This is a genomic window from Nostocoides sp. HKS02 (assembly GCF_009707485.1).
GTDB lineage: Bacteria > Actinomycetota > Actinomycetes > Actinomycetales > Dermatophilaceae > Pedococcus.
In genome coordinates this window covers 63,758-80,390 of record NZ_CP046121.1, presented here as the reverse complement: position 1 = coordinate 80,390, position 16,633 = coordinate 63,758, and the positions used below count along the sequence as shown (strand labels likewise).

Sequence of the window (16,633 nt, the reverse complement as noted above, 5' to 3'; positions counted from 1 at the left end):
GCCGTGGGTTCGCGGCCCGGTCGTCAGGAGATCTTCTCGATGACCAGCGGCAGCAGGGCGGGTCGCGAGCCCTCGGGCGCGATGGTGAACGCTCCCTCGAGTGCGTCGAGCGCCCGCTCGAAACGGTCGGGGGTGTCGGTGTGTAGCGTCAGCAGGCGCTCACCCGCGCGCACCGTGGCGCCGGGCTTGGCGTGCATCTGGACGCCGGCTCCTGCCTGCACCGGGTCCTCCTTGCGGGCCCGGCCGGCGCCGAGCCGCCAGGCCGCCACCCCGACCTTGAGCGCGTCGAGCTCGGTGAGCACACCGTCGGCCGGCGCGAGGATCTCGTGGGTCTCCCGGGCCACCGGGAGCTCGGCGTCGGGGTCGCCGCCCTGGGCCCGGATCATGGCCTTCCAGGTATCCATGGCCCGGCCGTCCCGCAGCGCCTCTGCCGGGTCGACGTCCTCGCGACCCGCGCACGCGAGCATCTCGCGGGCCAGGGCCAAGGTCAGCTCGACGACGTCCTCGGGGCCGCCGCCGGCCAGCACCTCGACCGACTCGCGCACCTCGAGCGCGTTGCCCGCGGTGAGCCCGAGCGGCACCTGCATGTTCGTGAGCATCGCCACGGTCTTCACGCCGGCGTCGGTGCCCAGGTCGACCATGGTGCGCGCGAGCTCGCGGGCGTCGTCGACGTTCTTCATGAAGGCGCCGCTACCGACCTTGACGTCGAGCACGAGGGCGCCCGTGCCCTCGGCGATCTTCTTGCTCATGATCGACGACGCGATGAGCGGGATCGCCTCGACGGTGCCGGTGACGTCGCGCAGCGCGTAGAGCTTCTTGTCGGCCGGAGCGAGGCCGTCACCGGCGGCACAGATGACGGCGCCGACATCCTCGAGCTGGCGCAGCATCTGGTCGTTGGTCATCGCGGCCCGCCAGCCCGGAATCGACTCGAGCTTGTCGAGGGTGCCACCGGTGTGCCCGAGCCCCCGGCCCGAGAGCTGGGGCACGGCCACGCCGCACGCGGCCACGAGCGGCGCGAGGGGCAGCGTGATCTTGTCGCCGACACCGCCCGTGGAGTGCTTGTCAGAGGTGGGTCGCGACAGCGAGGAGAAGTCCATCCGTTCGCCCGTGTTGATCATGGCGTTGGTCCAGCGCGAGATCTCACGACGGCTCATGCCGTTGAGCAGGATCGCCATGGCCAGGCTCGACATCTGCTCGTCAGCGACGACGCCGCGGGTGTACGCGTCGATGACCCAGTCGATCTGGGCGTCGGACAGCTCGCCCCGGTCACGCTTGGTGATGATGACGTCAACAGCATCGAAGGACTCGGTCATGGCCCCATCGTGTCAGATCGGCGGTAGCCGCAGACCTGGGATCAGCCCGGGTGGGTGTGGGCGATCTCGAGGTTGTCGGGGCCGAACGCCTGCGGCAGTACGTCGCTCATCGGCAGGACGCCCTCGGGGGTGAGCAGCAGACAGCTGGGGCCGCCGTTCTCCCACAACAGCTGACGGCACCGACCGCACGGCATGAGCGGCTCGCCGTCGACGCCCACGCACGAGACGGCCACCAGCCGTCCGCCGCCGGTTGCGTGCAGGTGCGAGACCAGCCCGCACTCCGCACACAGCCCCACGCCGTATGCCGCATTCTCGACGTTGCAGCCCACGACGACCCGACCGTCGTCCACCAGGCCCGCGACTCCCACCGGGAAGTGCGAGTACGGCGCGTACGCCTTGCGCATGACCTCGACCGCCCGGCCGCGCAGGGCGTCCCAGTCGACCTCGCCATCGGTCAGGGCGGGCATCACCTAGTGACCCTCGCCCTTGCGGTAGATCTGGCCGTCGGCAGCCGGCATACGGAGCCGTTGCGACGCGAACGCGAGCACGAGCAGGGTCGTGACGTACGGCGTGGTGCCGGTGAGCTCGGCGGGGACGGCATCGGCGGCGAAGTACCACCAGGCGACCAGGGCGCCGATGACGATGGCGATGCTTCCCTGCACCATCCGGCGGTTGCGGACGATCTGCCACACACCGACCGCGACGAGCAGCACGGCGAAGAGCAGGAGGAAGGCGTGGACCGTGGCGCCGCCGCGCAGCTGCACCGCGTCGGTGTAGCCGAACAAGCGCCGCGCCGGTCAGCAGGCCACCGGGACGCCAGTTGCCGAAGATCATGGCCGCGAGGCCGATGTAGCCGCGACCACCGGTCTGGCCGTCGCGGTAGATGTTCGCCGCGACCAGCGCGAGGAACCCGCCACCGAGACCTGCGAGGCCGCCGGAGACGAGCACCGCGAGGAACTTGTAGCGCAGCACGTTCACCCCCAACGACTCCGCCGCGACGGGCGACTCGCCAACCGAGCGCAGTCGCAGTCCGAAGGCCGAGCGCCACAGCACCCACCACGTGCCGACGAACAACAGCACGGCCAGGATGGTCAGGGCCGACAGGTTGGTGCAGACCGCGCCGAGCACGGCCGCGAGGTCGCTGACCAGGAACCAGTGCTTGCCCTCGAGGGTGCCGAGCCCGCTGGAGACGCCCGGGATGGTGAATGCCGGGAGCTCGGCGATCGGGGGCGACTGGGTGGGACCACCGCCGGGCAGCCCGGTGAAGAAGCGCGCGGCAAGGTACTTCGCGACCCCGAGCCCGACGATGTTGAGGGCCACACCCGAGACGATGTGGTCGACGCCGAAGGTCACCGTGGCCACGGCGTGGATCAGGCCGCCGAGGACCCCCATGCCGATGGAACCCAGCACCCCGGCCCAGGGCCCGTAGTGGTAGCCGAAGAACCCCGCGCCCCAGGTACCGAGGATCATCATGCCCTCGAGCCCGATGTTGACCACGCCGGCCCGCTCTGACCAGAGGCCACCGAGCCCGGCGAGACCGATCGGCACCGCAAGACCGATCGCAGCGGACAGCGCGCCCGACGAGTCGATGTCGTTCGCCCCCGTCACCACCCGCAGGATGGAGACGACGGCCAGGGCGCCGATGGCGATGACCGCCCACTCGCGCGGCCCGAAACGGCGACGGGTCAGGGGGCGGTCGGCGACGGTGGTGGCGCCGACCTCGAGTCCGGTGGCGCTCATGCTGGCGCTCCTTCCGTCGCGGGGACGGCACTTCGCTGTGCCGCGAGCTCGCGGGCGACCCGCGCCTGCTCGAGTCGCTTGTCGGCCCGGCGGATCAGCTCGTAGGCGATCACGACCGCGAACAGGATGACGCCCTGGATGATGTTGACGAGCTCCTGGGCCACGCCCGCCTGGATCTGCAGCGCGTTGGACTGCACGTCGAGGAACGCCCACAACAAGCGACGCGAAGGCGATGCCCACGGCGTTGTTGCGACCGAGCAGCGCGATGGCGATGCCGGCGAACCCCAGCCCGGACTGGAACGTCGTGCCGTAGTTGTGGTCCTGCCCGAACAACAGGGGCATGCCGACCAGGCCCGCGAGCGCACCCGACGCGATCATCGCGGTGACGACCATGCGAGGCACGTTGACCCCGCTGGCGACGGCCGCACTCTCGGACCGCCCGGTCGCCCGCAGGTCGAAGCCGAAACGGGTCTTGCCGAGCACGAACCAGTAGAGGAACCCGACGAGCACCGACAGCACGATGAGCGTGTAGACCTTGTTCGTCGCACCCGGGACGAGCAGGAAGCCGTCGAGCTGGGAGGAGTCCGGGATCGTCTTGGTCTGGATGCTGTTGGAGCCGGCCTCGTGCGTGGAGATCTTGACCAGCAGCCAGCTCACCACGCCGGTCGCGATGGCGTTGAGCATGATCGTCGAGATCACCTCCGAGACGCCCCGACGAACCTTGAGGTATGCCGCGATGCTCGCCCACAGCCCGCCCGCGACCATCGCGATCACGAGGCTCGCGAGGACGTTCAGCCAGCCGGGCACCCAGCCCTGCCCGGCGAACACGGCCGCAGCGAAGACGGCGACGCGGTACTGCCCGTCGACGCCGATGTTGAACAGGTTCATGCGGAAGCCGACGGCGACGGCGATGGCCGACAGGTAGAACACCGACGCGGCGTTGATGATGTTGACGCTCTGGCGGGGCTTGGGCACGGCCAGGATGGTCTGCCAGACCTCGGCCACCGGGTCGCCCACCGCGACCAGCACCAGCGAGGTGACCACGAAGGCCACCACGAGGGCGAGGACGGGTGCGGCCACGCTCAGCAGGATCCGGCGCGGGCTGAGGGTGGTCATCGGTCGTTCTCCGTCGTGGTCGCGGCATCGGTGGAGGCGGTGGTCGGTGAGGCGTCGGTCCGGGAGGCGTCGGTCCGGGAGGCATCGGTCCGGGAGGCGTCGGTCGCGGCGCCCCCGGCGCCGGTCATCGCAGCCCCGAGGTCCTCGGCCGTGACGACGTCGGGGTCGAACTCGCCGGAGAGCTTGCCCCGCAGGATGACTCGGATCGTGTCGGACAGGCCGATGAGCTCCTCGAGGTCCGCCGAGATGAGCAGCACGGCCAGTCCCTCACGGCGGGCGGCGCGGATGTGGTCCCAGATGCTCGACTGCGCGCCGACGTCGACCCCACGGGTCGGGTGGGCCGCGACCAGCACCTTGGGCTGGTGGCTCATCTCGCGGCCGATGATGAGCTTCTGCTGGTTGCCGCCCGACAGCGACCCGGCCGTGACGAAGATGGACGGGGTGCGGACGTCATAGGCGTCGACGATGCGCTGGGTGTCCTTCTTCGCGGCCGCGGCGTCGATGAGCGCGCCCTTGACGTTGGGCGACTCCGTCTGGTGGCCGAGGATGCGGTTCTCCCAGAGCGGGGCTTCGAGCAGCAGTCCGTGGCGGTGACGGTCCTCCGGGATGTACCCGACGCCGGCCTCCCGGATCTCGCGGGTATGCCAGTCGGAGATGTCGGTGTCGCCCAGGAAGACGGTGCCCGACGTGGGCTCACGCATCCCCATGATGACCTCGACCAGCTCGGCCTGGCCGTTGCCCTCGACGCCGGCGATGCCGAGCACCTCACCGGCGTGGATGGTCAGCGAGATGCCGTCGAGGATCGGCCGGCCGGTGCCGCCGCCGAGGACGAGGTCGTCCACCCGCAGCAGGACCCGGTCGGTGACCGTGGACTCTTCGGTGGTCGGCGAGGGCAGCTCCGAGCCGACCATGAGCTCGGCGAGCTCACGTGCGTTGACGCTGGCGGGGTCGACGGTGTCGATCGTCGTGCCCCGCCGGATGACCGTGATGGCGTCGGCGACCTTGAGCACCTCGTCGAGCTTGTGGGAGATGAACAGGACAGTCAGGCCCTCGTCCTTGAGCTCGGCGAGCTGGTCGAACAGCTCGTCGACCTCCTGCGGCACCAGGACGGCCGTGGGCTCGTCGAGGATCAGGGTCTTGGCGCCGCGGTAGAGGACCTTGAGGATCTCGATGCGCTGCCGGGCCCCGACGCCGAGGTCGGCGACCAGTGCGCCGGGGTCGACGTCGAGCTTGTAGGCGTCGGAGATACGCATGATCTCGGCCCGGGCCGACTCACCGATGCCGTGCAGCTTCTCGGCCCCCAGGACGACGTTCTCGAGCACCGTGAGGTTGTCGGCCAGCATGAAGTGCTGGAAGACCATGCCGATCCCGGCCGCGATGGCGTCGGCGGGCGAGTGCAGGTGCACCGTCTGACCGTCCACCTTGATGGTGCCCTCGTCCGGGCGTTGCACGCCGTAGAGGATCTTCATCAAGGTGGATTTGCCCGCGCCGTTCTCACCCACGATCGCGTGGACCGTGCCGCGGCGCACCGAGAAGGTCACGTCCTTGTTCGCGACCACTCCGGGGAACCGCTTGGTGATGCCCTCGAGCTCGACGGCCGGAGCACTCGCGGCGGCGCTCGAGGGTGTCGCTTGCGTCATCGGTGGGGAGGCGGTGATGGCTCACTCTCCTGGGACGGGCCCGCATCGGCGCGGGCGGCTGGCGCACGGGGGCGCACCGGGCATACCGGAGCGCCAAGGCCGCCTGGAACGCACACGGCCCGGGTCAGACGCTACCGCGCCCGCCCGGGCCGTGTGAGCCCACAAGAGGCGTATCAGGGGGTCGTGGGGACCTTGATCGTGCCGTCGATGATCTTCTTCTTGTAGTCGTCGATCTTGGCCTTGATGTCGTCGATGTGGCCACCCGTGGTCGAGTAGTCCACACCGCCGACCTTGAGGTCGTAGATGTTGTTGCCCGTGAGCTCCTTGCCCTCGGACGCCGACTTGATGAAGTCGTAGACCGCGACGTCGACCTTCTTGATCATCGAGGTGATGATCACGGACCGGACGTCGGCCGGGGCGGTGAGCGCCTGGTCGGAGTCGACACCGATCGCCATCTTGCCCGCGGCCTTGGCCGCGGTGAAGACGCCGCCGCCCGAGCCACCGGCAGCGTGGTAGACCACGTCGGCGCCCTTCTGGTACATGCCCTCGGCCGCGGTCTTGCCCTTGGCCGGGTCACCGAAGCCGCTGAAGTCCGGCGGCTGGGTGAGGTACTGGGAGTCGATCTTGATGTTCGGGTTGACGGCCTTCGCGCCAGCGATGTAGCCAGCCTCGAACTTCTTGATCAGCGGCACGTTGACGCCACCGACGAAGCCGATCTGGCCCGTCTTGGACTTCAGCGCGGCAGCCACGCCGACGAGGAACGAGCCCTCGTTCTCGGCGAAGGTGATCTGGTCGACGTTCGGGCCCTTGGAGTCCGCAGACGCGTCGTCGACGATCGCGAAGTGCACGTCGGGGTTGGCCTTGGCCACCTTGCCGACGGCCTGCGCGTAGGCGAAGCCCACCGCCACGACGTGGGTGTAGCCCGCGTCGATCAGCTGCTGCAGGCGCTCCTCGCGAGCGGCCTCGTTCTCGCCGTTGACGGCGGCTGCTTCCTTGACGTCGACGCCGAGGTCCGTCTTGGCCTTGTCCAGACCCGCTGCGGCGGCGTCGTTGAACGACTGGTCGCCGCGCCCGCCCACGTCGTAGGCCATGCCGACCTTGAGGCTGGACTTCGAGCTCGAGCTGGAGCTCGAGCTCGAGGAACCGCTCGCGCTGGACCCGGAGTTCCCGGAGTTACCGCACGCGGCCAGCGTCAGCGCTGCTGCCGACACCACCGCAGCAACCTTCATCGTGTGACGCAAGGCTGTCTCCTGTTCTGTGGATTGCATGAGGCGCTGTGCTGCGCCGCTAGGCCGTGAGGATAGTCGCACCGGCGGGCGGCACTTGCGCCCTTCGTGCACACTGCCGGTAAACCGTTACCAACCCGCGACTGTCGACTCCGGCGCTGCCTTGACGACACCCGCGACGGCGGCACCAGCCAGCAGCCGGGCGCCCCAGGTCACGGCGGTCTCGTCGACGACGAGGTCGCCCTGGTGCAGGTCGAAGGTGTGCCCGCCGGGGGTGCGGGTGCCCAGGCGCGCCATCGCGCCCGGCACCTTCTGGAGGTACCACGCGAAGTCCTCGCCGCCGAGCGACTGGACGGTGCCGACGGGGGTGAGCCCGGCCCCGGTCGCTGCCTGCCTGAGCACCTCCACCGCCTCGACCGCGTTGACCACCGGCGGCACGCCCTGGACGTGCTCGAGGACGGCCTGCACGGCATACGGCGCCACGACGTGCTGCACGGACTCGGCGAGCAGGGGGCCGATCGTGGCCCAGGCGGCGGCGTCGAGCATGCGCAGGGTGCCCGCCGCGGTGCCGATGGACGGGATGACGTTGGCGGCCTGGCCTGCGTGGACCTCGCCCCAGACCAGGGCGAAGGCGGTGCGGGGGTCGAGCCGCCGCGAGAGCACCGCCGGAAGCTCGGTGACGACCTTGGCCAGCGCGAAGGTGAGGTCTTCGGTGAGGTGCGGCCTCGAGGTGTGGCCGCCGCGGCCGGTCAGGTGCACCGTCACGCGGTCGGCGGCAGCGGTGATCGCGCCTTCGCGCAGACCCACCGTTCCGACGTCGAGGGTGGGGTCGCAGTGCACCGCGAAGACCGCGTCGACCTCGTGCAGCCCGCCCGCGGCGATGACGTCGAGCGCACCGCCCGGGATGACCTCCTCGGCGGGCTGGAAGAGCAGCCGCACTGCGAGGCCGCGTTCGCGCAGGCCGTCCTCGTGCTCCTTGAGGGCGAGCGCAGCCCCGAGCGCGGCGGCGACGTGGACGTCGTGCCCGCAGGCGTGGCAGATCCCGTCGGTGGTCGAGGCCCACGGCAGGCCGGTGCGCTCCCCCACCGGAAGCGCGTCGAGGTCCGCGCGCAAGGCCACCCGGTACGCCGGGGACTCGGCTCCCAGGTCGGCCACCAGGCCTGTGCCGGGCAGCTCACGGACGCTCACCCCGGCCGCGCGCAACCGGTCGGCGACCAGGCGGGTGGTGCGGGACTCGCCGCGGGAGAGCTCGGGGTGAGCGTGCAGGTCGCGCTGCACCTCGACGAGCTCGGGTCCCAGCGCGGTGATGCTGGCGCAGATGTCGTCCAGCAGGAGGTTGTCACTCATGTCAGGGCGAACTCTACCGCCGGGGGCATGGCCTCCCGACCGTGTCAGAACGTGTCGTGCGGGACGTACAGCCCCCAGACGTCGCGCAGTGCGTGGCTGATCTCTCCGCCGGTGGCGCGCAACCGCAGCGCGTCCCGCATCGGGTAGAGCAGGTTCTCGGTGCCGCGGGCCGCCTCGCGCACGGCCTCCAGCGCCGCCTCGACCGCTGCGTTGTCGCGCTCCGCCCGCAGCGCCGCCAGCCGTTCGCGCTGGTCGAGCTCGATCTGCGGGTCGACCCGCAACGGCTCGTAGGGCTCCTCCTCCTCGAGCGTGAACCGGTTCACGCCGACGATGGTGCGCTCGTCGTGGTCGATCTCGAGGGCGATGCGGTAGGCCGAGCGCTCGATCTCGGACTTCTGGAAGCCTTGTTCGATCGCGGCGACGGCGCCACCCCGGTCCTCGACGGCCTGCATGAGGTCGAGGGCGGCAGCCTCGACGTCGTCGGTCATGCTCTCCACGACGTAGGACCCGGCGAAGGGGTCGACGGTCTTCGTCACGTCGGTCTCGTAGGCGATGACCTGCTGGGTGCGCAGGGCCAGTCGGGCGGCCTTCTGAGTCGGCAGCGCGATGGCCTCGTCGAAGGAGTTGGTGTGCAGTGACTGGGTGCCGCCCAGGACCGCGCCGAGCCCCTGCAGGGCAACCCGCACGAGGTTCACCTCGGGCTGCTGGGCGGTGAGCTGCACGCCCGCGGTCTGGGTGTGGAACCGGAGCATCTGGCTCTTGGGGTTCTTCGCGCCGAACTCCTCGCGCATGACCCGGGCCCAGATCCGCCGGGCCGCGCGGAACTTGGCGACCTCCTCCAGCAGGGTCGTGCGCGCGACGAAGAAGAACGACAACCGGGGCGCGAAGTCGTCCACGTCGAGTCCCGCGCGGATCGCCGTGCGCACGTACTCCTTGGCGTTGGCCAGGGTGAAGGCAATCTCCTGGGCGGGGGTCGCCCCGGCCTCGGCCATGTGGTAGCCGCTGATGGAGATGGTGTTCCAGCGCGGAAGCTCCTTGTGGCAGTAGGAGAAGATGTCGCTGATCAGCCGCAGGGACTCCTTGGGCGGATAGATGTAGGTGCCCCGGGCGATGTACTCCTTGAGCACGTCGTTCTGGATGGTGCCGGCCAGGCGCGAGGGGTCCGCGCCGTTCTCCTCGGCCACCAGCTGGTACATCAGCAGCAGTGTCGCGGCCGGCGCGTTGATGGTCATCGAGGTCGAGATCTCACCGAGCGGCAACCCGCCCATGAGGGTCCGCATGTCGTCGATGGAGTCGATCGCCACTCCGACCTTGCCGACCTCGCCGTGCGCGATGGCCTCGTCGGAGTCGTACCCCATCTGGGTCGGCAGGTCGAAGGCGACGGACAGTCCACCGGTGCCGTTGGCCACCAGCTCGTGGTACCGCTCGTTGGACTCCTTGGCGGTGCCGAACCCGGCATACTGCCGCATCGTCCACGGCCGCCCGGTGTACATGTTCGGGTAGACGCCCCGGGTGTAGGGGAACTCCCCCGGTGCCCCGAGCTGGAGCGCCGGGTCGAAGCCGGCCAGGTCGTCCGCGGCATACACGGCCTTGATCGGGAGGTCGGACTCGGAGCGTGCTGCGGGGACATCGGCGGCCATGGCGCCCAAGATAGCGGCGCGGTAGGCCGGGTCGGCGCGACCCGTGGCCCACCTCACGACGCCCACCCCTCCCACTTATTGCCCTCAGTCCACCGTGTCGGCCACTGATTGCCCGGCAACCGGTCGACTCAGGGCAATAAGTCGAGGGTGGCGCGGTGCTTGTCCCACCGCTCGGCCAGCTGCGCCATCTCCTCGGTGACGAACTCGAGGAACGCCACACTCAGCGCGAGCCGGTCGCCCGCCTGGCTGCCCGGGCCGCCGACCATCGCCACACCCTCGCGCAGGGTCTGCGTCAGCGGCGCGTAGACCGCCGAGGTGTTCATCATGACGTCGTGCCAGGCGTCGTCCGCCACGACGTAGACGTCGCGGCGGCTGCCGGGCTCGCGTTCGCGGTGGATCATCCGCAGCTGCTGCAACGACCGCACGGCACCCGACACCGATGCCGGGCTCACCGAGAGTGCGTCGCCGATCTCGGCCGCCGTCATCCGGCCGGTCTCCTGGGCGAGGAGGCAGGCGAAGACCCGTGAGGGCAGCCGCTGCATGCCCGCGGCCGTCAGTGCGGAGCCGAACCGCTCGACGAAGCGCTCGCGCTCCCCCTCCTGCTGCACGGCTGGCCGTCCCCGCGGCGCGTTCGGCTGTCCTGGCCATGCGTTCCACTTTAGACCATTCAGAAATTTCTGAACATTGTGTATGATCGGTTGCATGGCTCTCGTCATCGAGGCCGCCGGCCTCCGCAAGAACTTCGGCAGCACGACCGCGCTCGACGGACTCGACCTCACGGTCCACGAGGGCGAGGTCCATGGCTTCCTCGGCCCGAACGGCGCCGGGAAGTCCACGACGATCCGCATCCTGCTCGGTCTGCTGCGCTCCGATGGCGGCACCGTCACCCTGCTCGGGCGTGACCCGTGGCACGACGCCACGGAGCTGCACCGGCAGCTGGCCTACGTCCCGGGGGATGTCGTCCTGTGGCCCAACCTCACCGGGGGTGAGGTCATCGACCTGCTCGGGCGGCTTCGTGGCGGGGCTGACCGGGGCAAGCGCGACAAGCTGCTCGAGGCGTTCGAGCTCGACCCGAGCAAGAAGGGGCGCTCGTACTCCAAGGGCAACCGCCAGAAGGTTGCCCTGGTGGCCGCGCTCGCCTCCGACGTCCCCCCTGCTCGTCCTCGACGAGCCGACGTCGGGTCTGGACCCGTTGATGGAGAAGGTGTTCGAGGAGCAGGTCGCGCAGGCCCGGTCCGAGGGACGCACCGTGCTGCTGTCGAGCCACATCCTGTCCGAGGTCGAGGCCACCGCAGACCGGGTCAGCATCGTGCGAGCCGGCCGCGTCGTCGACACCGGCACGCTGAGCGACCTGCGCCACCTCACCCGCACCAGCGTCATCGCCACGCTCGCGACGCCGGTTGCCGTCACCGAGGCTGCCCGCTGGCCCGGGGTCGACGCGGTGCGGCTCGACCGCGACCGGCTGGTGATGTCCGTGGAGACCAGTGCCGTCGGTGACGTGGTCCAGCGACTCGGCACCCACGGCATCGCGGCCCTGACCTGCCAGCCGCCGACGCTGGAGGAGCTGTTCCTGTCGCAGTACCGCGACGACCTCTCGACCGAGCCGACGGCATGAGCACCTTCGCCGGCACCGGAGCCCTGCTGCGGCTGGCCTGGCGACGGGACCGCTGGATCATCGTGACCTGCGTCCTGGTGCTAGCCGCCACGGCATACGGGTCGATGGCGGCCACGATCAGCCTGTACGCCAACCCGGCCGACGCCGCCGCCGGAGCGAGGGTCATGGCCGACAACCCGTCCCTCACCGCCCTCTACGGCCCGCTCCCCGCACTCACCGCCGAAGGGATCGGCGTGCTCAAGACGGTGATGATGGGCAGCCTGTTCACCGCCTTCCTCGCCTTTGCGATCGTGCGCCGGCACACGCGTACCGAAGAGGAGGAGGGGCGGTTCGAGCTGGTCGCCGGTGGCGTGGTGGGGCGACGCGCCGCACTCGCGTCCGCGGTGCTCCTCGCCGTGCTGACCGTCATGGCGACCGGCGCGCTCTCCGCCCTGAGCCTGCTCCCCACCGGAGTCGGCGCGACCGGTTCGGTGGCGCTTGGCGCGGTCGAGGTCGTGGCGGGCCTGGTGATGACGGGGATCACGGCCGTGGCGGTCCAGCTCACCTCGACGACCCGCGGGGCGGGCGGCATCGCCCTCGCGGCGCTTGGTCTGGCCTTCGTCGTCCGCGCCCTGGGCGACGCGTCCACCGGGCGCGGCCAGAACCTCGTCTACGCCTCGTTCCTCGGCTGGGCCGAACAGGTCAGCCCGTTCGGGGCGAACCGCCTGTGGTGGCTGCTGCCGGCCGTCGCCGTGACCGCCGCGCTGCTCGTCGTCGCCGATCTCCTGCTTCACCGCCGCGACCTGGGCTCGGGTCTGTGGGCGGCCCGCCCCGGGCCCGCACGAGCCACGGCTCGGCTGGGGAGCCCGCTGGGCCTGGCCTGGCGGCTCCAGCGCACCTCCCTGCTGGGCTGGACCATCGGGTATGCCGTGCTCGGACTGGTCGTGGGCAGCGTCGCCAGCTCGGTCGACCAGATGGCCTCCAGCCCTGGCGTCGCCGACATGCTGCGCAAGATGAGTGGTGGTCAGGGATCGCTGGTCGATGTCTTCTTCGGGGCGGAGCTGCGTTTCCTCGCGATCGGGGCCGCCGCATACGGCATCGCCACGGTCTTGCGGCTGCGCTCCGAGGAGAGCTCCGGACGGGCCGAGGTCGTGCTCGCCACGAAGGTGAGCAGGCTGCGCTGGATGGCCGGCCACGCCGTCATCGCCGCGGTCGGTGCGCTGTGGCTGCTCGCCGTTGCCGGTGTCACAGCCGGGCTTGCCGCAGGCGGATCGACCTCGACCGGCATCGGTGACCTCCTGCCCGCCGCGCTCGCCACTGCCCCCGCCGTGCTCGTCTGCGTGGCGCTCGCGCTGGTCCTGTTCGGGTTGCTGCCGCGCTGGTCGAGCCTGGCGTGGGGACTGTTGGCCGGGTTCGTCCTGCTGGGCGAGTTCGGCGCCCTGCTCAAGCTCCCGGACTGGGCCCTGGGAGCCTCGCCGTTCGACCACCTCGGCAGCCTGCCCGGCGGCGATGCGAACGCCACAGGAATCCTTGCTCTCGTCGGGGTGGCTGCGGCTGTCGGCGTCGTCGCCGCGGCGGCCTTCCGTCGGCGGGACCTGGCCACCTGAGGGACAACCCGATGCGAGTCGGCGTCAGAGCAGGTCGGCACGTCCCGCGGCGCGGAGCGCGTCCACCACGGCCTTGACGTCCTGGGCGCGCTCGCGAGTCGTGACGAGCAGTGCGTCGGGGGTGTCGACGACCACCACGTCCTGTAGACCCACTACCGCGACCACGCGACCGCCCGACGGCACGACGACGCCGGTCGAGTCGACCACGCGCAGCACCGAGGCGTCGCCGAGGACCCGCACACCCGGCATACCGTCGGCGTCCTGGAGCAGGGTGCCCAGCGAGGCAAAGTCACCCACGTCGTCCCAGCCGAAGGTGCCCGGAACCACAGCCACGCGCCCGGCAGCGGCGGAAGGCTCGGCCACGGCGTGGTCGATCGCGATCTTCTCCAGCCCGGGCCACACCTCGTCCAGGCGCTCCGGGTGGGCCGCGAGCGCACGCAGGCCGCTCGCCAGCTCAGGGTGCCACTGGGCCAGCAGGTCGAGCAGGACGGTGGCGCGCACGACGAACATCCCGGCGTTCCACCGGAACCGGCCGGTCGCGAGGTACTCCACGGCGCGAGCGCGGTCCGGCTTCTCGACGAACTGCGTGACGGCGCGGGTCGGACCCGAGCCCAGCCCGGACCCCATCTCGATGTAGCCGAAGCCGGTCGCCGGGTGGGTCGGCTCGATGCCGATGGTGACGAGGTACCCCTCCTGGGCCGCGACAGTCGCCTCGGTGACGCACTCCCGGAACGCGTGCTCGTCGGCGATGACGTGGTCCGCCGCGAACGAGCCGAGCACCGCATCAGGGTCCCGTGCCTCCAGGACGGCCGCGGCCCACCCGATGGCCGCCATCGAGTCCCGGGGCGAGGGTTCGGCGAGCAGCTGGTCGGCGGACAGGTCGGGCAGCTGCTCGCGCACGGCCGCCTCGTGGGCCCGGCCCGTGACGACCAGCACCCGCGGACCGGTCAGTGGCAGGAGGCGGTCCCAGGTGGCCTGCAGCAGCGACCGGCCGGTCCCGGTGAGGTCGTGGAGGAACTTCGGCGAGCTCGCCCGCGAGAGTGGCCAGAGCCGGGTGCCCGGCCCGCCCGCGGGGATCACGGCCCAGAAGTGCTCGTTCGACGCGCCGGAGGACATGCGGGAACGCTAGCCCACCACCAGGCCGTCATCTCGTTGTCACCCGACACACCCCGTGGAGTCGTCGCCCCCTCACCCGGCCGGTCGACGCTGGTGTCGTGCGAGTCGCGATCGTCACCGAGTCGTTCCTGCCCAACCTCAACGGGGTGACCACCAGCGTCTGCCGGGTGGCCGAGTGCCTGCGCGCCAAGGGGCACGAGGCGGTCATCCTCGCTCCGCGACCCGCTCCGGCGAGCTATGCGGGGTATGCCGTCCACGGCCTTGCGTCCGTGCCCGTCCGCCAGTTCCCCGTCGGCCTTCCGTCGGGCGAGGTCGAGTCGGTGCTCGCGGCGTTCGGTCCGGACGTCGTCCACGTCGCGTCGCCGTTCGTCCTCGGTGCCGGCGCCCTGTCCGCGGCCGGGCGGCTGGGGCTGCCCAGCGTGGCGATCTACCAGACCGACATGCCCAGCTACCTGCGCCAGCACGGGCGCGGAGCGGTCGGCCGGGGCGCCTCGCGGGCGGCCTGGCGCTGGGTGCGACGCATCCACGCCATGGCAGACCGCACCCTCGCGCCCTCCTCGGCGGCGCTCGCCGAGCTCGCCGCGCACGGCATACCGCGGACCGCCCTGTGGGCGCGCGGGGTCGACGCCACCCTCTTCAACCCGGGCTGGCGCGCCGATGCGGGAACTCGGGCGCTGCGCCGCTCGCTCGCCCCGAACGGCGAGGTGCTGGTCGGCTACGTCGGCCGGCTGGCACCGGAGAAGGAGCTGCACCGGCTGGCCTCGCTCGCGGGCCTGCGCGGCATCCGGGTCGTCGTGGTCGGCGAGGGCCCGAGCCGCGCGGACGACGCGGCGACCCTCGCGGGCGCCGGCGTCGATGCCGTGTTCCTCGGTCGCCGCGAGGGCGACGACCTGGCCAGGGCGTATGCCGCGTTCGACCTGTTCGCGCACACCGGCACCCGTGAGACGTTCGGCCAGACCCTGCAGGAGGCCGCGGCCACCGGGCTGCCGGTGGTGGCACCCGCGCGCGGTGGTCCGCTGGACCTCGTCGACCACTCCCGCACCGGGCTGTTGTTCGACCCCGACGACCCGGAGGCACTGCGTGAGGCCGTCGCGCACCTGGCCGGCGACCGCACCAAGCGCGAGGCGATGGGTGCGGTCGCCAGGGTGCGGGTCGCGCCGCGCAGCTGGTCCGGCCTCACCGACGAGCTGCTCGGCCACTACGGCGCCGTCCTGGGCGCCCGCGCGCTCGTCGCCTGAGCCCTCGTCGCCTGAGCCCGCGTCGCCTCAGCCCCCCGGCATACCAGCGGGTAACCGGCCCTGTTCGGTTTCTCACAGGTGGCCCGTGCACGCACGCCGAGCCGGGGCCGATAACCTGACGGGCGAACAACGGCCGGGGCCGCATCGCGCGACCACCAGCCGTGACATCTCTGCTTCTGAAAGGGACGCGCAGTGGCGCAGGCAGCCAACGGGACCCTCTACCGCGGCCGTGAAGGCATGTGGTCGTGGGTGGCCCACCGCATCAGCGGCGTACTCCTCTTCCTCTTCCTCTTCGCGCACGTCCTCGACACTGCGCTGGTCCGGGTCTCCCCCGACGCCTACAACACGGTGATGTCGGCCTACAAGAACCCGGTCGTCGGGCTCGGTGAGACGGGGCTCGTCGCCGCAGTGATCTTCCACGCGCTCAACGGGTTGCGCATCATCGCCGTCGACTTCTGGGCCAAGGGGCCGAAGTACCAGCGACAGCTGTTCTGGGCCGTCATCGTCGGATTCGTCGTGCTCTTCGCGCCTTTCGCGATCCGGCACCTGACCAACGTCTTCACGCACTGAGGGGCCGATGATGAGCACCACCACCAACTACCACGCGGGCCCCGACGCGGTCTCGACCACGAAGTCCCGCTACCGCCGGGTCGCCAAGGCCCGCGGCAACTTCGAGCTCTGGTCCTGGGTTTTCATGCGCGGCAGCGGCGTGCTGCTGCTCGTGCTCGTCTTCGGCCACCTGTTCGTCAACCTCATGCTCGGCAAGGGCATCCACGCGATCGACTTCGCCTTCGTCGGCCAGAAGTGGTCCAACCCGTTCTGGCAGGTCTGGGACACCCTCATGCTCTGGCTCGCGGAGCTGCACGGCTTCAACGGCGTCCGCACGATCATCAACGACTACACCGAGAAGGACCGCACCCGCTGGATCCTCAAGGGCCTGCTGGTCGCGAGTGCACTGCTGGTCATGGTGCTCGGCACCCTGGTGATCTTCACCTTCGACCCGTGCCTCGACCCGCACTCCACCCTCTCCGTGTGCAGCCGATGACCCTGGAACGC

General features: G+C 70.8%; 13 protein-coding genes and 2 pseudogenes. 6 read left to right on the top strand and 9 right to left on the bottom strand.

The window, feature by feature from the left end:
• Positions 1-23: 23 nt before the first annotated feature.
• The 5 genes and pseudogenes from GKE56_RS00350 to GKE56_RS00325 all read right to left on the bottom strand — a co-directional run bounded on the left by GKE56_RS00350 (position 24) and on the right by GKE56_RS00325 (position 6,900).
• Positions 24-1,313 carry a thymidine phosphorylase gene (locus GKE56_RS00350; RefSeq protein ID WP_154682872.1) on the bottom strand — a complete coding sequence of 430 codons (1,290 nt, stop codon included), beginning with the start codon at positions 1,311-1,313 and terminating at the stop codon, positions 24-26.
• 41 nt (positions 1,314-1,354) lie between these two features.
• A complete protein-coding gene (locus tag GKE56_RS00345; RefSeq protein ID WP_230209356.1) occupies positions 1,355-1,717 on the bottom strand; it encodes a cytidine deaminase in 363 nt (120 codons plus the stop codon).
• Positions 1,718-2,141: 424 nt separating this feature from the next.
• Positions 2,142-4,169, bottom strand: a pseudogene (locus tag GKE56_RS17025) (hypothetical protein); the annotation flags it as partial.
• Positions 4,166-5,809 carry an ABC transporter ATP-binding protein gene (locus GKE56_RS00330; protein ID WP_154682870.1) on the bottom strand — a complete coding sequence of 548 codons (1,644 nt, stop codon included), beginning with the start codon at positions 5,807-5,809 and terminating at the stop codon, positions 4,166-4,168. The pseudogene GKE56_RS17025 and the gene GKE56_RS00330, both read right to left, overlap by 4 nt.
• Positions 5,810-5,982: 173 nt before the next feature.
• On the bottom strand, positions 5,983-6,900 hold the full coding sequence (locus tag GKE56_RS00325) for a BMP family protein (RefSeq protein WP_230209068.1): 918 nt from the start codon (positions 6,898-6,900) through the stop codon (positions 5,983-5,985).
• On the opposite strand from GKE56_RS00325, the gene GKE56_RS17020 reads away from it, so the two are divergent.
• Entirely contained in the window at positions 6,899-7,045 is a 147-nt protein-coding gene (locus GKE56_RS17020; RefSeq protein WP_230209067.1) for a hypothetical protein, read from the top strand. The genes GKE56_RS00325 and GKE56_RS17020 overlap by 2 nt on opposite strands.
• 119 nt (positions 7,046-7,164) lie before the next feature.
• On the opposite strand, the gene GKE56_RS00320 is transcribed toward GKE56_RS17020, so the two are convergent.
• The 3 genes from GKE56_RS00320 to GKE56_RS00310 all read right to left on the bottom strand — a co-directional run bounded on the left by GKE56_RS00320 (position 7,165) and on the right by GKE56_RS00310 (position 10,630).
• Positions 7,165-8,382 (bottom strand): amidohydrolase, encoded by a 1,218-nt coding sequence (locus tag GKE56_RS00320; protein ID WP_154682868.1) that lies wholly within the window; start codon positions 8,380-8,382, stop codon positions 7,165-7,167.
• Between the two features lie 44 nt (positions 8,383-8,426).
• On the bottom strand, positions 8,427-10,022 hold the full coding sequence (locus GKE56_RS00315; protein WP_154682867.1) for a methylmalonyl-CoA mutase: 1,596 nt from the start codon (positions 10,020-10,022) through the stop codon (positions 8,427-8,429).
• 128 nt (positions 10,023-10,150) lie between these two features.
• Positions 10,151-10,630, bottom strand: coding sequence for a GbsR/MarR family transcriptional regulator (locus GKE56_RS00310; RefSeq protein ID WP_230209066.1), 480 nt, complete (start codon positions 10,628-10,630; stop codon positions 10,151-10,153).
• 94 nt (positions 10,631-10,724) lie between these two features.
• Here GKE56_RS00310 and GKE56_RS00305 point away from each other — a divergent pair.
• Together GKE56_RS00305 and GKE56_RS00300 are read left to right on the top strand one after the other, a co-directional pair.
• Positions 10,725-11,637, top strand: a pseudogene (locus tag GKE56_RS00305) (ATP-binding cassette domain-containing protein).
• A complete protein-coding gene (locus GKE56_RS00300) occupies positions 11,634-13,223 on the top strand; it encodes an ABC transporter permease (protein WP_154682865.1) in 1,590 nt (529 codons plus the stop codon). Before GKE56_RS00305 ends, GKE56_RS00300 begins: the two are co-directional and overlap by 4 nt.
• 24 nt (positions 13,224-13,247) lie before the next feature.
• Here the strand turns inward: GKE56_RS00300 and GKE56_RS00295 are convergent, their stop codons facing one another.
• The gene (locus GKE56_RS00295; protein ID WP_154682864.1) at positions 13,248-14,339 is read right to left on the bottom strand and encodes a mannose-1-phosphate guanylyltransferase; all 1,092 of its coding nucleotides are present in this window, start codon (positions 14,337-14,339) and stop codon (positions 13,248-13,250) included.
• A 98-nt stretch (positions 14,340-14,437) separates the two neighbouring features.
• On the opposite strand from GKE56_RS00295, the gene GKE56_RS00290 reads away from it, so the two are divergent.
• From GKE56_RS00290 to GKE56_RS00280, 3 genes are all read left to right on the top strand, one after another.
• Complete coding sequence (locus GKE56_RS00290) at positions 14,438-15,577, top strand: glycosyltransferase family 1 protein (RefSeq protein WP_154682863.1); 1,140 nt, start codon at positions 14,438-14,440, stop codon at positions 15,575-15,577.
• 192 nt (positions 15,578-15,769) lie between these two features.
• Positions 15,770-16,147, top strand: coding sequence for a succinate dehydrogenase, cytochrome b556 subunit (sdhC, locus tag GKE56_RS00285; protein WP_154682862.1), 378 nt, complete (start codon positions 15,770-15,772; stop codon positions 16,145-16,147).
• Between the two features lie 10 nt (positions 16,148-16,157).
• Entirely contained in the window at positions 16,158-16,622 is a 465-nt protein-coding gene (locus GKE56_RS00280; protein WP_154682861.1) for a succinate dehydrogenase hydrophobic membrane anchor subunit, read from the top strand.
• The last annotated feature ends 11 nt before the right edge of the window (positions 16,623-16,633 follow it).

Coding starts and splice junctions, on each gene's coding strand:
- GKE56_RS00315 (WP_154682867.1), bottom strand. CDS start 10,022: ATGGCCGCCGATGTCCCCGCAGCACGCTCCGAGTCCGACCTCCCGATC.
- GKE56_RS00330 (WP_154682870.1), bottom strand. CDS start 5,809: ATGACGCAAGCGACACCCTCGAGCGCCGCCGCGAGTGCTCCGGCCGTC.
- GKE56_RS00300 (WP_154682865.1), top strand. CDS start 11,634: ATGAGCACCTTCGCCGGCACCGGAGCCCTGCTGCGGCTGGCCTGGCGA.
- GKE56_RS00350 (WP_154682872.1), bottom strand. CDS start 1,313: ATGACCGAGTCCTTCGATGCTGTTGACGTCATCATCACCAAGCGTGAC.
- GKE56_RS00325 (WP_230209068.1), bottom strand. CDS start 6,900: ATGGCCTACGACGTGGGCGGGCGCGGCGACCAGTCGTTCAACGACGCC.
- GKE56_RS17020 (WP_230209067.1), top strand. CDS start 6,899: ATGCCGACCTTGAGGCTGGACTTCGAGCTCGAGCTGGAGCTCGAGCTC.
- GKE56_RS00345 (WP_230209356.1), bottom strand. CDS start 1,717: ATGCGCAAGGCGTACGCGCCGTACTCGCACTTCCCGGTGGGAGTCGCG.
- GKE56_RS00280 (WP_154682861.1), top strand. CDS start 16,158: ATGAGCACCACCACCAACTACCACGCGGGCCCCGACGCGGTCTCGACC.
- GKE56_RS00295 (WP_154682864.1), bottom strand. CDS start 14,339: ATGTCCTCCGGCGCGTCGAACGAGCACTTCTGGGCCGTGATCCCCGCG.
- GKE56_RS00320 (WP_154682868.1), bottom strand. CDS start 8,382: ATGAGTGACAACCTCCTGCTGGACGACATCTGCGCCAGCATCACCGCG.